Origin of the sequence: Streptomyces sennicomposti, assembly GCF_019890635.1 — a bacterium.
Taxonomy (GTDB): domain Bacteria; phylum Actinomycetota; class Actinomycetes; order Streptomycetales; family Streptomycetaceae; genus Streptomyces; species Streptomyces sennicomposti.
The window spans coordinates 18,574-31,381 of sequence record NZ_JAIOAB010000071.1; the positions used below are offsets into that span (position 1 = coordinate 18,574).

The 12,808-nt window shown below is 73.1% G+C and carries 13 protein-coding genes and 1 pseudogene; 5 read left to right on the forward strand and 9 right to left on the reverse strand.

The genetic code is table 11. The features are described 5' to 3' along the window. The first annotated feature begins 2 nt into the window (after positions 1 to 2). The 4 genes from lysX to K7787_RS27910 all read left to right on the forward strand — a co-directional run bounded on the left by lysX (position 3) and on the right by K7787_RS27910 (position 3,889). A complete protein-coding gene (gene lysX, locus K7787_RS27895) occupies positions 3 to 872 on the forward strand; it encodes a lysine biosynthesis protein LysX (protein ID WP_164387454.1) in 870 nt (289 codons plus the stop codon). Further along, entirely contained in the window at positions 869 to 1,891 is a 1,023-nt protein-coding gene (argC, locus tag K7787_RS27900; protein WP_169438810.1) for an N-acetyl-gamma-glutamyl-phosphate reductase, read from the forward strand. The genes lysX and argC overlap by 4 nt, the downstream gene beginning before the upstream one ends. Positions 1,892 to 1,898: 7 nt before the next feature. Then, the gene (locus K7787_RS27905) at positions 1,899 to 2,708 is read left to right on the forward strand and encodes a [LysW]-aminoadipate kinase (RefSeq protein ID WP_164387455.1); all 810 of its coding nucleotides are present in this window, start codon (positions 1,899 to 1,901) and stop codon (positions 2,706 to 2,708) included. A gap of 95 nt (positions 2,709 to 2,803) precedes the next feature. Continuing rightward, positions 2,804 to 3,889 (forward strand): [LysW]-lysine hydrolase, encoded by a 1,086-nt coding sequence (locus tag K7787_RS27910; protein WP_223003353.1) that lies wholly within the window; start codon positions 2,804 to 2,806, stop codon positions 3,887 to 3,889. 94 nt (positions 3,890 to 3,983) lie between these two features. Here K7787_RS27910 and K7787_RS27915 read toward each other — a convergent pair whose 3' ends face one another. The 4 genes from K7787_RS27915 to K7787_RS27930 form a co-directional block, all read right to left on the reverse strand. Then, positions 3,984 to 4,829 carry an AfsR/SARP family transcriptional regulator gene (locus tag K7787_RS27915; protein WP_009191839.1) on the reverse strand — a complete coding sequence of 282 codons (846 nt, stop codon included), beginning with the start codon at positions 4,827 to 4,829 and terminating at the stop codon, positions 3,984 to 3,986. A gap of 138 nt (positions 4,830 to 4,967) precedes the next feature. Further along, on the reverse strand, positions 4,968 to 5,333 hold the full coding sequence (locus K7787_RS27920) for a cupin domain-containing protein (RefSeq protein WP_223003354.1): 366 nt from the start codon (positions 5,331 to 5,333) through the stop codon (positions 4,968 to 4,970). 76 nt (positions 5,334 to 5,409) lie between these two features. Further along, positions 5,410 to 6,861 carry an MFS transporter gene (locus K7787_RS27925; RefSeq protein WP_223003355.1) on the reverse strand — a complete coding sequence of 484 codons (1,452 nt, stop codon included), beginning with the start codon at positions 6,859 to 6,861 and terminating at the stop codon, positions 5,410 to 5,412. Between the two features lie 65 nt (positions 6,862 to 6,926). Next, positions 6,927 to 7,337: a DUF3291 domain-containing protein gene (locus K7787_RS27930; protein ID WP_019983402.1), complete on the reverse strand. Its 411-nt coding sequence runs from the start codon at positions 7,335 to 7,337 to the stop codon at positions 6,927 to 6,929. 132 nt (positions 7,338 to 7,469) lie between these two features. Here K7787_RS27930 and K7787_RS27935 point away from each other — a divergent pair, with 132 nt between their 5' ends. Continuing rightward, complete coding sequence (locus K7787_RS27935) at positions 7,470 to 8,087, forward strand: MerR family transcriptional regulator (RefSeq protein WP_009191835.1); 618 nt, start codon at positions 7,470 to 7,472, stop codon at positions 8,085 to 8,087. A 28-nt stretch (positions 8,088 to 8,115) separates the two neighbouring features. On the opposite strand, the gene K7787_RS27940 is transcribed toward K7787_RS27935, so the two are convergent. The 5 genes and pseudogenes from K7787_RS27940 to K7787_RS27960 form a co-directional block, all read right to left on the reverse strand. Beyond that, on the reverse strand, positions 8,116 to 9,426 hold the full coding sequence (locus K7787_RS27940) for an NAD(P)/FAD-dependent oxidoreductase (RefSeq protein WP_164387457.1): 1,311 nt from the start codon (positions 9,424 to 9,426) through the stop codon (positions 8,116 to 8,118). Positions 9,427 to 9,457: 31 nt separating this feature from the next. Beyond that, positions 9,458 to 10,192 (reverse strand): 4'-phosphopantetheinyl transferase family protein, encoded by a 735-nt coding sequence (locus K7787_RS27945; protein WP_223003356.1) that lies wholly within the window; start codon positions 10,190 to 10,192, stop codon positions 9,458 to 9,460. 261 nt (positions 10,193 to 10,453) lie between these two features. After that, a complete protein-coding gene (locus K7787_RS27950; protein WP_223003357.1) occupies positions 10,454 to 12,250 on the reverse strand; it encodes an acyl-CoA dehydrogenase family protein in 1,797 nt (598 codons plus the stop codon). Then, positions 12,250 to 12,483, reverse strand: a complete 234-nt coding sequence (locus K7787_RS27955) for a hypothetical protein (RefSeq protein WP_164389553.1) — start codon at positions 12,481 to 12,483, stop codon at positions 12,250 to 12,252. The genes K7787_RS27950 and K7787_RS27955 overlap by 1 nt, the downstream gene beginning before the upstream one ends. Continuing rightward, positions 12,470 to 12,808 (reverse strand): annotated as a pseudogene (locus tag K7787_RS27960) (hypothetical protein); the annotation flags it as partial. The pseudogene K7787_RS27960 and the gene K7787_RS27955, both read right to left, overlap by 14 nt.

The window sequence follows — 12,808 nt, forward strand, 5'->3', positions numbered from 1 at the left end:
GGGTGACCACCAGTGTGTCGCAGGACGGCCTCCTGGCCGTCCTGACCACCCGCGTCCGTCTCGAGGAGCGGCTGATCTTCGCCGCCCTCGAGCGGCGCGGGGTCCCGTACGCGGCCGTCGACGACCGTACGCTGATCAGTGACCTCCAGGCGCCGCCGCCGGTGCGCTACCGCGGGGTGCTGAACCGGATCATGTCGCACACCCGGAGCGTCTACGCGACGCGTCTGTTCGAGTCGACGGGGCACCGGGTCTTCAACCCGAGCGGCGTCATCGAGGTGTGCGGCGACAAGATCCTCACCTCGCTGGCGCTGGTGGCCGCCGGGCTGCCGACCCCGCGCACCGTCGTGGCGGTCACCCCGGACGCGGCGCTGGGGGCCATCGAGGAGATCGGCTATCCGGCGGTGGTCAAGCCCGCCGTCGGGTCGTGGGGCCGGCTGATGTCGAAGGTCAACGACCGGGACGCGGCCGAGACCCTCGTCGAGCACAAGCAGGCGCTGCGCTCGCCGTCGCACTCGGTGTTCTACGTCCAGGAACTCATCGACAAGCCGGGTCGCGACATCCGGGCCATCGTGCTCGGGGACCAGGTCGTCGCGGCCGTCTACCGCAGATCCGAGCACTGGATCACCAACACGGCGCGCGGCGCCACCACGGAACCGTGCGAGATCACGCCGGAGCTGGCCAAGCTCGCGCTGCGGGCCGCGGAGGCGGTCGGCGGCGGCATGCTCGCGGTGGACCTGATCGAACGCTCCGACGGCGAGGTGCTGGTCACCGAGGTCAACCACACCATGGAGTTCCACGGTCTGGCCGCCGCCACCGGGCTGGACATCGCCGACCTCCTCGTCAGCCACGTCCTGGAGGCGATGGAACCGTGAGAGCAACGGTGATCGGCGCCGGCGGCTACATCGGCGGCGAACTCGTCAGGCTCCTGCTCCAGCACCCGCATCTGGAGCTGGCCCAGGCCACCTCGACCCGCCTGCGGGGCCGTCCGCTGACCGCCGCGCATCCCAACCTGCGCGGCCAGAGCGATCTGTCCTTCGTGGCCGAGGAGGACCTGAAGGAGTCCGACGTCGTCTTCCTGGCGGTGCCGCACGGGGCGTCGGCGAAGAACATCGCCGCCTGGTCGGCGCTCGCGCCGATGGTGGTGGACCTGAGCGCCGACTTCCGGCTCCACGACCCCGTCCGGCGCGAGCGCCACTACCCGGGCGCCGCGCCGGACGAGGTCTGGCTCTCGCGCTTCCGGCCCGGCATCCCCGAACTGCACCGCGAGGAGCTGCGCGGGGCGAGCCACATCTCGGTGCCCGGCTGCATGGCCAACGCCGCCATCCTCGCCCTGCACCCGCTCGCCGCGGCGGGGCTGGTCGAGGGACCGGCGCTGATCGACGCCCGGACCGGCTCCAGCGGCGGGGGCCGGACACCCGACGAGGGCAGCCACCACCCCGAGCGCAGCGGCGCCCTGCGCATGGCCAAGCCGCACGGTCACCGGCACACCGCGGAGATCGAGCAGGCCTGCGAGGTGCCCGTGCACATGACGGTGACCGGCATCGAGGCGGTGCGCGGCATCCAGGTGGCCTGTCACATCACCCCGTCGCGGGCCGTCACCGAGCGCGAGGTGTGGGCGCTGTACCGCGCGGCCTACCGCGACGAGCCGTTCGTGCGGCTGGTCAGGGAGCGCTCCGCGCTGCGCCGGATCCCGGACCCGAAGATCCTCAGCGGCACCAACTACTGCGACATCGGCCTGTCGCTCAACGCCGAGGGCGACCACCTGATCGTGGTGTCGGCCATCGACAACCTGGTGAAAGGAGGCGCCGGCAATGCCGTCCAGTGTTTCAACATCGCCGTCGGCCACGACGAGACCGCAGGACTCGCCTTCGCCGGGCTCCACCCGGCCTGAGCGGTTCGTGATCAAGGTCGGCGGTTCGCTCGGCGCGGAGATGAGCCGTGCCTGCGCCGACGTCGCCGACCTCGTCCGGCAGGGCGCCGAGGTGGTCGTCGTGCACGGCGGCGGCGCCGAGGCCGACCGGCTCGCCGCCGAACTCGGCCGTCCCGTGCGCAGGTTGACCGCGCCCGACGGCCGGCACAGCCGCTACACCGACGCTCCCGCGCTGGACGCGCTCGTCATGGCGATGCTCGGCCGGGTGAAACCGGCGCTGGTCACCGAGCTGACCGGGGCCGGGGTCCGCGCGGTCGGCCTGTCCGGCAACGACGGCTCGCTGGTCACCGCGCGCCGGACGCCGCCGGTCAGGGCCGTGGTCGACGGGGTGGAGCGGGTCGTCCGGGACGACTTCTCCGGCCGGATCAAGGACGTCGATCCGGCTCTCCTGCTGACCCTGCTGGGCGGCGGCTATGTCCCGGTGGTGTCGCCGCCGGCCCGGGACGCGGCCGGCGGCCTGCTCAACGTCGACGCCGACCGGTTCGCCGCCCGGCTCGCGGTGGCCCTCGCGGCCGACTGGCTGATCATCCTGTCCAATGTGCCCGGGCTGCTGCGCGACCCCGCCGACCCGGACAGCCTCGTCGCCGAGGTGCCCGGCGAGGAGCTGGACACGTATCTCGACGGCACCGGCGGGCGGATGAAGGTGAAGCTGCGCAGCGCGGGCGAGGCCTTCCTGGCCGGGGTCGCGCACGTCGTCCTCGCCGACGGCCGCCTGGACTCCCCGGTGCTCGCCGCCCGCAAGGGCGTCGGCACGACGTTCGTCCGCGGCGCCACCTGACCCTCCCCGCCGGCCCTCCTCCCCGCTGTGACCGGCGGGGAGGCCCTTTCCTCGCGCTCTTCGCGCGGGACCCGAGCCCCACGCAAGGAGTTTCGATGAGCACACGTGCCGAGTCGCTGCTGCGACGCATGGTCGACATACCCTCGCCGTCGGGCGAGGAGGCGGAGCTGGCCGCCTTCCTGGCCGCGGAGCTGCGGGACTGGGGCTTCGAGACACACCTGGACGAGGTCGGCAACGTCATCGCCGGGCGCGGCCCGGCCGACGGACCGACGATCATGCTGATCGGCCACATGGACACCGTGCCGAGCCTGCTGGAGGTGCGGCAGGAGGGCAGCCTCCTGCACGGACGGGGCACGGTGGACGCCAAGGGGCCGCTGGCCGCCATGATCTGCGCGGCCGCGGCCGCCGAGACCGGCCCGGTGCGCCTGGTGGTCGCGGGGGTGGTCGAGGAGGAGACCTTCGGACGGGGTGCGACACACCTCCTGGAAGGGCACCGGCCCGACGCCGCCTTCGTCGGGGAGCCCAACGGGTGGTCCGGCGTCGGCATCGGCTACAAGGGGCGGGTCGTGGTGCGCTACGAGGTGCGCCGTCCGGCCGTGCACACGGCCAGCCCCGAGGAGAAGGCGAGCGAGGCGGCCGTCGCCTTCTGGAACGAGGTGGCCGGCTACTGCGCGAAGCACTCGGAGGGGACCCGGGCCTTCGACCGGCCCATCCCGACGCTGACCGAGATGAGCGCCACCATCGAGGAGGCGCGGATGACCATCGCCTGCCGCACTCCCCCGGGCTTCGACCTGCCGGCGTTCGAACGCTTCCTGGCCGAGGCCGCCGGCGACGCCGTGCTGCGGATCGACGACCGGACCCCGGCCGTGCGCCTGGACACCCGCGGCGCGGTGGTGCGCGCCCTGTGCTCCGCGATCCGGGCCCAGGGCGCGCGTCCGACGCTGAAGCTCAAGACGGGCACGGCCGACCTCAACATCGTCGAGCCGCACTGGAACGTGCCGATGGCCGTCTACGGCCCGGGTGACTCCAGTCTCGACCACACCGACCGGGAGCACATCGACCTCACCGAGTTCGCGCAGGCCGTCGACGTGCTGCGGCAGGCGCTGGAGACGCTCGCCGCCGAGCTGGTGGGGGCGCGGGGGACGGCGGCGCCGGCCGGGGCGGCGGCCGGTGCGCGCTGACGCGTGTCGCACGGGCGGCGGGCTTCCCTGTCCGCCGCCGCGTGCCGCCCACCGCGTCCGCCGTTTCCCGGGCGCGCCGCCGTCGGCCGGTCGTTCAGGACACGCCCCGCAGGACGGGGCTCTGGTACGCCCCCGGGAACGGGACGGCGTCGGCGGGCAGGACCGGGTCGCCCGCGATGATCCGCTGGTGCAGTTCCTGGAGGCGGGCGCAGGGGTCGAGGCCGACATGGCTGATGAGCGCGGCGCGGCCCGCGTGGTAGACCGCGAGGGCGTCGGCGCGCCGGTCGGACAGGTACAGCGCGGTCATCAGATGCCAGCGCAGCTGTTCGCGCAGCGGGTGCTCCTCCACCAACAGGCTCAGTTCGCCGACGAGTTCGCGGTGGTGGCCGAGGGCGAGCTCCACGTCGAAGCACTCCTCCAGCAAGGTGAGCCGGCGTTCCGCCCAGTAGGCCGCGACGGGTTCGAGCGTCCGGCTGGCGAGTCCGGCCAGCGGCTCTCCCCGGAACAGCGCGAGGGCGGCGCGGTAGTCGTCGACCGCGCCCCTCGGGTCGCCGGCCCGGGCCCGGAAGCGGCCGCGCTCCCTGAGCTGCTCGAAGAGCTGGGTGTCCACGGACCCGTCGGGCAGGCGCAGCAGGTAGCCGCCGCGGACGGTCTCGATGAGGTCGGCCCGGGACCCGGCCTGGACCAGCGCCTTGCGCACTCGCCACACACACGTCTGTATCTGTTTGTCGGCGGTGACCGGCGGGGTGTCGCCCCACACCGCGTCGATGAGTCTGCCGACCGGTACGGCCTTGTTGACCTCGGTCAGCAGGACGGCCAGCACGGTGAGTTGGCGGCTCTCGGGGAGGGAGACCTCCCGCTTCCCGAAACACACCCGCAACGGCCCCAGAACGCGGAAGAAGACCTTGTGGGCACTGTCGGACGACGATTCGACATACATGGGAATCCTCGGTTCGGGGTTGTCGGTGGCGGGACGGGGTGCCGTCCACGGCGTACCAGCTCCACGGACCTGTCTTGGTGCCTGCGTCCCGGCCGCGGCCCGTCGCGGCCGGGACGTCGATGCCGCTGAGGCGCGGTGTCAGCCCTTCTCCGCGCCGTTCTCGGTCTTGAAGATCGACACGTACTTGAGGGGCGTCTCGGCGACGAAGTGGGTGTGCCGGGAGCCCGCGGCGGCGGCGAACACGTCGCCGGCGGTCATGGTGCGGCCCTGGTTGCTGAGGGTGCCCTCGATGACGTAGAGGAACTCGGGGTGCTCGTGCACATGCGGGTCGGTCCGGTAGCCGGGCTCGGCCTCGACGATGGCGACGTGGTAGCCGTCCGCGCGGGCGGCGATCCTGGCCCGCGCCTTGCCCTGGGCGCCCCAGGGGATCCAGGGGAGCTGGTCGTCGCCGTCCACGCGGGCGATGTCCCAGCCTTCGAGTGAGGGTGAGGGTGAGGGTTCCATTGCGTTCTCCTGGCAGGGTGGCGCGGGTGCCCGCGGGGGATTCGGGCACCCGCGCCGGTCGAGGGGGGTGGGAACGTCAGGCGGTGGCCGCCGTGGCGCGGTCCTCGTCGGAGGCGGCCGCCGTGGGCTCGGCTTCCGGGGCGTCGTCGGGCCGCGGCCGGCGCGGGATGCCGAGGGCGCACACCGCGCCGGCGAGCACGACGCCGACGCCCACCCACACGGCCGGGTGCATGCCGTCGACGAAGTCCGAGGGCGAGGTGGTGCTGCCGTGGTTGGCGAAGACGGTGCTGAGCACGGCGATGCCGAGCGCGCCGCCCACCTCGCGGACGGTGGTGTTGGCGCCGGAGGCCTTGCCCGCGTGCTCCTGGCTGACCGAGCCGAGCACCACGGCGGCGGTGGGCGCGAAGACGAAGCCCATGCCGATGCCGGCGACGACCATCGGCCCGACCAGGGACCCGTAGGCGGTGTCGGTGTCGGCGACCAGGTTGATCCAGGCCAGGCCGATCCCCTGGAGGAAGAGGCCGAAGGCCATCAGCCGGCCGCCGCCGAGCTTGTTGGTCAGCACACCCGCGACGGGGGCGACGAACATCGGCATCAGGGTCCAGGCGAGGGTGCGCACGCCCGCCTCGAAGGGGGTGCGCGGCGGGGCGATCTGGAGGTACTGGGCGAGCAGGAAGAGCGAGCCGAACACGCCGAAGTACATGCTGGCGGAGACGACGTTGGTGAGGGTGAAGGCGCGCACCCGGTAGAAGGACAGCGGCAGCATCGGCTGTGCGGCGCGGCGCTCCCAGAGCAGGAAGAGGACGAGCAGGACGACTCCGGCGGCGAACGCGCCGAGCACGGTGCCGGAGGTCCAGCCGTCGTCGGAGGCGTGCACGATGCCCCAGACCACGGCGAACAGGGCGGCGGCGGCGAGCAGCATGCCCGGCAGGTCCAGGCCCACGCCCTCCAGCCGGCTCTCGCGCAGGACGAAGCGGATCAGCGGGACGGCCACGATGCCCACCGGCACGTTGACCCAGAAGATCCACTTCCAGTCGAGGCCGTCCACCACGGCTCCGCCGACGACCGGGCCCATGGCCACGGCCAGGCCGCTGATGCCGGACCACAGGCCGAGGGCCAGGCCGCGCTTGGTGGCCGGGACGGCCTGGGAGAGCAGAGTCAGGGAGAGCGGCATCACGGCCGCGCCGCCGACGCCCTGGACGGCCCGGGCGGCGATCAGCTCGCCGCTGGTGGTGGCCAGGCCGCAGAAGACGGAGGCGACGGTGAACAGGGTGATGCCGAGGACGAAGACCCGGCGCCGGCCGAAGCGGTCACCGAGCGCGGCGGCGGTGAGCAGCAGGCAGGCGAAGCTGAGCACGTACGCGTTGACGAACCACTGCAGGTCCTGGGTGGAGGCGTCGAGCTCTTCGGACAGGGTGTGCAGTGCGGTCGAGACGACCAGGTTGTCCAGCGCGACCATGAACATCGGGACGCTGGAGGCCACGATCGACAGCCACAGCGGCGCCGACCGGATATCGGGCTTGGGCATGGGGGGTCTCCTCGGCGGTTCGCCAGGGGGCGAACGGGAACGGATTCGGGCGGTGGTGCGGGTGCTCAGGAATGGGCCTCTGTGGCCTGCTGCTCGGCGATGCGGCGCTTGGCGTCCGTCCAGGTGATCGGCAGCTCGCCGACCGGGACCTCCCAGAAGGTGAAGACGGACTGGCGCATGGTGGACCGCAGGCCCTTCACGATCGTGTGGTGCGGCTCGGCCTTGGCGTAGGCGTAGAGCTGCTCCCGGGTCTCCCAGGCGGACAGGGTCCAGAAGGTGCGGGCCAGCGGGTCGGCGATCAGCGAGGCGCCGAGCGCGCCCGGCGCGGTGCGCACCTGCTTCCAGGCCGCGAGCGACCGGAGGAAGAATTTCGGTACGTCCTTGAGCGAACGCACCTCCAGTCGCGAGGCCATCACCAGTGCGGTGGTGACACCGGGCTCCGGCTTGTTCGGGGTGATCCAGCGGAGTGTGGGCATGACTGTGCCCTTCCTGAGAGGGGCCTTCCTGCGGAAGTCGCCTGCGGTCATAATGGATAGTGCCACTATGGATACTGCCGCTATCCACTATAGACAGTAGAGCTATCGAATGAACAGGAGGAGACGCAGCCGATGCGAATCTCCGAACTCAGCCGGAAGAGCGGCGTGTCCGTGACGACGATCAAGTTCTACATCCGGGAGGAGCTGCTGCCCCCGGGCCGGCACACCTCGCCCACCCAGGCCGAGTACGACGAGCACCATCTGCGCCGGCTGCGGCTGATCCGGGCGCTGATCGGGGTGCGCGGCCTGTCCGTGGAGGCCACCCGGCAGGTGCTGGGGGCCCTCTCGGAGGAGCAGTCCCACCCCCATCTCGTCCTCGGTCTGGCCCTCGGCGCGATCCGGCTCTCCGAGGAGCCGCCGGAGGAGTCCGAGCAGCCGGCCGCGGTGGAGGCCCTCGTCAAGGAGCTGGGGTGGCAGGTCCACCAGGACGCGCCCGCCCGCGATCTGCTGGCCGAGACGCTGGCCAGCCTCCAGCAGTTCGGGGTGGCCCTGGACTGGCGCGTCCTGCTCCCCTACGCCCGGCTGGCCGAGGAGACCGCCCGGCTCGACCTCGACCAGCTGGAGGGGGTGACGGACCCGCTGGAGCTGGCCGAGCGGGCCGTCGTCCTCACCACCTTGCTGGAGCCGGCCCTGATGGCGCTGCGCAGGCTCGCCCAGGAGCACGAGTCGGCGCAGCGCCACAAGGGGTGAGCCGGCCGGGACGCCGCGGCCGTCCGGCTCAGGCGTCCCGGCCGTCGAGCTCGTCCAGCAGCCGGCGGGCGGCCTCGGCGCCGGAGGAGAAGCCGGCCTCGTGGGAGCCGATCTGGTCCCAGCCGAGCTTGCGGGAGTGGAAGTAGGACCCGCAGAGCTTGACCCGGGTGCCCTCGTTGACGTCGTAGATGTCCTTCTGCAGCTCGCGGACCTGGTTGTCGATGATCGGGTGGGTGTACGGGAAGCGGGCGATCACCGTCTCGGGGCGGATCTCGCGCGGGTAGTCCAGGGTGACGAAGTAGTCCTGCTCGGCGGTGAAGCCGTGCAGCTTGTTCATGTAGTACGCGACGTAGGTGCGGGACCTGCCGTCCGCCGAGACCTTGCCGTAGTTCCACGCCTCCCAGCGCTCGCGGGTGGCGGGCATCACCGAGTCGTCGGTGTGCAGCACCACGTCGGAGGAGTTGTAGCGCACCGTGCCGAGGACGGTCCGCTGCCGCTCGGTGGGGTTGTCCAGCATGGCGAGTGCCTCGTCCGCGTGGGCGCCGATGACGGCGTAGTCGAAGCGCTCGCTGCCGGCGGCGGTGGTCACGACGACCCCGTCCGCCTCCTGGCGCACGCCGGTGACCGGCTCGCCGGTGCGGATGTCGGGGCCGATGGCGGCGATCGCCTTGCGGACGTAGGAGATGGAGCCGCCGCCCACCGTGCGCCAGTCCACCCGGCGCCCGCCGAGGCCCCCCTCGTCGTGGCCCATGTAGAAGGCGATCACGGTGGAGGCGGGGATCTCCCAGATCAGCTCGGCGGGCACCGACCACACCGCGGAGCAGAGCAGGATGACGTAGGAGTGCCGGAACTCCTGGCTGTAGCCGCCGCGGTCCAGGTACTCGCCGAGCGGGATGTCGGTGCGGCGGCGCAGGAAGTCGCGGCGGCCCTCGGTGTGGAAGCGGCGGGCCTCGCGCCAGATGGTGAGGAACTCCGGGGAGCCGGCGTAGCGGGCCGTCACCTCCTCCTCGGCGAGGTCGAGTTCCTCGGTGCCGTACTCCAGGCCGGAGTCCAGGTCGAAGAAGTTGAAGCCGCCGAGGTGCTCCACCGCGTCCACGCCCAGCTCGTCGAAGAAGCCGTAGAGGTTGGGGTAGGCGGGCCGGTTGAAGACGACGAAGGCGGTGTCGATGCCGAGGACGCGGCCGTCGTCCTCGATCTCGACGGTGTTCGCGTGCCCGCCGAGCCGGTCCTCCCGCTCGAAGAGGGTGATCCGGGCGCGGTCGCGCAGGTGGTAGGCGGCGGAGATGCCGGAGACGCCCGCTCCGATGACGGCGACGCGGGGAGTGTGCTCGGGTGCCATGGTGGTCCTCACTTGTGAAACGGACGAATGGTCAGGCGGCGGACGCCTCGCCGGGGTCGGCGAGGTCGGCCAGGTCGATGCGGTGCAGGTGGGCCGGGCGGCCGTGCTCGGCGGCGACGGCGAGCACGTATCCCGGGGCGGGGCGCAGCAGCCGGAACCACCAGGCGTCGGCCGCCCCGGACGGCCGGCGGGGATCGCGGACGGCGATCGGCCCGGTGGGCGGGGTGGTGAAGGAGAAGCCGGACAGCTCCCGGGTGACCCCGGTGCCGAGCGCCTTGAGGTACGCCTCCTTGAGCACCCACAGTTCGCTGAACCGGTCGGCGCGGGCGGCGGGCGGCAGCGCGGCCAGTTCGGCGCGCTCCGGCTCGGCCAGGCGCGGCACGAGGTGGGTGAGCGCGTCCGGCGAGGCCGGGGCGCGCTCGACGTCCACCCCGCAGGCACGCCCCCGGGTGACCAGGCAGGCGATCAGCCCCTCGGTGTGCGAGAGGTTGAACCGCAGCCCCTCGCAGGGCGGTTCGGGCTCGGGCCGGCCCCAGGGGCCGGGCCGGAAGCGCCAGGCGTGCACCGGCCGCCCGCTGCGCGCGCTGAGCGCGTAGCGGGCCAGCGTCCGGGCGCCCAGGAAGCGGCGGCGCGCTCCTTGGCCGCGCAGGCGCCGCAGCCGGGCGCGTTCCTCCTCGGTGAGCAGCCGCGTCCCGCCGAGCGCGCCGGCGAAGGTGTCCACCGCCCGCTCGGGCAGCAGCCAGAGGTCGGCCGGGTCGGGGTTCATCGCCGGCGCCCTCCGGTCCCTCGCGGGCGGCGGACGGGACGGCGGACGGCTCGCCCGGCCCCGCACAAGGCCGGGCGAGCCGGTGTCCGCCGGTGGTACGGGCCGCGGGTGCACACCCGGAGCGGCCCGTCGAGGCGCCCGCGCCGGACGCCCGGGCCGCACCCCGGCAAGTGCGTCCAGGTCGCGGGCCCGGCGGCGCGGCGGGCGAGGGCCTGCGGTTCGCGGCTCACGCCGGTGTCCTCCTCCGGGTCGGTGGTGCGGTCAGGAGCGGACCGCGTCCTGGTCCAGGACGCGCTCGGCGAGCGGGAACTGCCAGTGCGAGAACAGCCGCTCCTCGTGGTGGAAGTGGCGCAGCACCCGCATCACCTCGTCCACGACGGCCTGGTCGGTGACGGCCTCGTGGGGCCGCAGGTGCCGGCGCAGCCGCTCCAGCTGGAGCAGCAGCACGGCCGCGTTGGGCAGCGGCTCCTCCAGGGCCTCGTGGGAGTGGACGAAGGTGAGCACGCACGCGGCGGCGGCGTGCACCAGGCAGTACTCCTTGGCCAGGTCGAACAGTTCGGCGGACTGGCCGTAGGCCCGGCCGAGTTCGGCGCGCAGCTTCTCGCAGCGCCCGGCGAGCGGGGCGGCGGCGCCGATCAGCTCCTCGGCGGTGTCGGCGGCGCGCACCAGCCAGTCGCGCTGGTCGTCCTCCTTGGCCTCCTCGGCGAGGGCGCGCAGCCGGGCGATGCCGTCCGGGGCGGCCAGCACGGTGTCGTCGCGGCCGCGGCTGAACAGCTCCTGCCGCCAGGGCTCGTAGGGCGGCATGGACCGCTCGATGCCGTACAGCACGGCGGCGTTCTCCACCGCCTCGGCGCGCAGCTTGTCGTCGGCGCTCTGCGCGGTGGCGAGCAGGGGCTGCAGCTGGTGGCCGAGGTTGCGCAGGTTGACGACCGTGTTGCCGTCGGCGAAGTTCGCCACCAGCAGGTCGCGGAGCATCTTCTGGAAGACGCCGTAGTGCGGGTGGGCGCGCAGGAAGAAGCGGGCGCCGAGCACCACGGCCAGCTGGGACATGGTGCGCTCCAGCAGGGTGGGGACGAAGTACTTCACCACCGAGGAGGAGACGCTGACCTGCTGCGGCGTCACCTGGAGGCCGCGCACCGCGCCGAGGCTGACCGCGTCGGCCACCAGCAGGTCGGCGAAGACCTCGGTGAGCTGCCGGCGGCTGTAGGGGATGTCGCTGACGGCCTGGCCGAGGATGATCCGGCCCTCGGTGAAGTCGAGGGTGAGGCGCAGGCCGGTGTCCACCGCGGACAGCGCGATGGAGCTGATCTGCGCCCGGGCGGTCTGGGTGGCCTTCAGGGCGGTCTCCAGGCCCTGGCCCTCCAGGCCGAGCCGGGCCTCCTCGGGCACGAAGACGCCCTCCACCTTGAGGCCGCTGATGTCCATGGCGCGCAGGCCGTGCAGCCGCTCGCCGGGCAGTTCCTGGACGCTGCCGACCGGGGCGGTGCGCTTGTCCAGCACGAAGATCGAGAAGCCGCCGGTGCCGCCGCGCTCGCTGGTGCGGGCGAAGACCACCATGCCGTCCGACCAGGTGGCGTTGCCGATCAGCCACTTCTCTCCGGTGAGGAGGTAGCCGCCGTCCACCTTGGTGGCGGTCATGGCGTTGGCCAGCAGGTCGCTGCCGTAGGCGCGTTCGGACAGGCCCCAGGAGAGCCGGTGGCCGTGCTTGACGGCCTCGACGATGCGGCGCTTCTGCTCGTCGGTGCCGGCGATCCACACCGGCATGAAGGCGAGGTTGGTGATGATCAGCGCGGTGGCGGTGGCCGGGTCGCGCCGGGCGACCAGCCGGACCAGGTTGAACTCGGCCTCCACGTCGCCCGCGCGGCCGCCCTGCTCGCCGGGCAGCGCGTACTCGGGCACGCCCCAGCCGCGCAGCATCTGGACGAACTCGTACGGGTAGGACTCCCGCTCGTCCAGCTCCATGATCCGGGTGTAGGCCATCCGGCCGGCCGCGTCGTGCGGGCAGCCGAGGAACTCCTCCAGCCGGACGGCGAGTTCGGTCAGATCGGACTTGGGCATCAGCGGCCTCCTGGAGCGTCGCCGAGGCGGACGGGGGTGGCGGACGGTTCGAGGGACAGCGCGGACTCCGGCATGCCCCAGCCGCGCAGGACCCGCACGAGGTCGTAGGCGGGGGTCTCCCGCCCGTCCGCCCCGGTGACGCGGGCGTACGGCGCCGCGCCCGCGGGCTCGGGCGGGCAGCCGAGGAACTCCTCGAACCGGGTGACCAGGGCGGTCAGGTCAGGCTTGCGCATCAGCGGCCTCCGGGAGCGTCGCGGCGAGGCGGACGGGGGTGGCGGTGAAGAGCGACTGCCGCTCGTGCAGCGCGGCGAGGACGTCGAGCGCGGGCAGCAGGTGCGGGCCGTACCGTCGCGGGTCGGCGCCCTCGGCGCGGGCCAGCAGATAGGCGAGCGCGGCGCGCAGCCAGCCGGTGGCGCCGGCCTCGGCGCCGTACAGCGGGCGGTCGCGGTTGGGCGGGCAGTCCGCCCTCCAGCAGGGCGAGGATGCCGCCGGGGGCGACTGGCCACCTCGCTGATCAGCGTCGACCAGGCCAAGGACAACCTGGCGCAGGAGATCCCC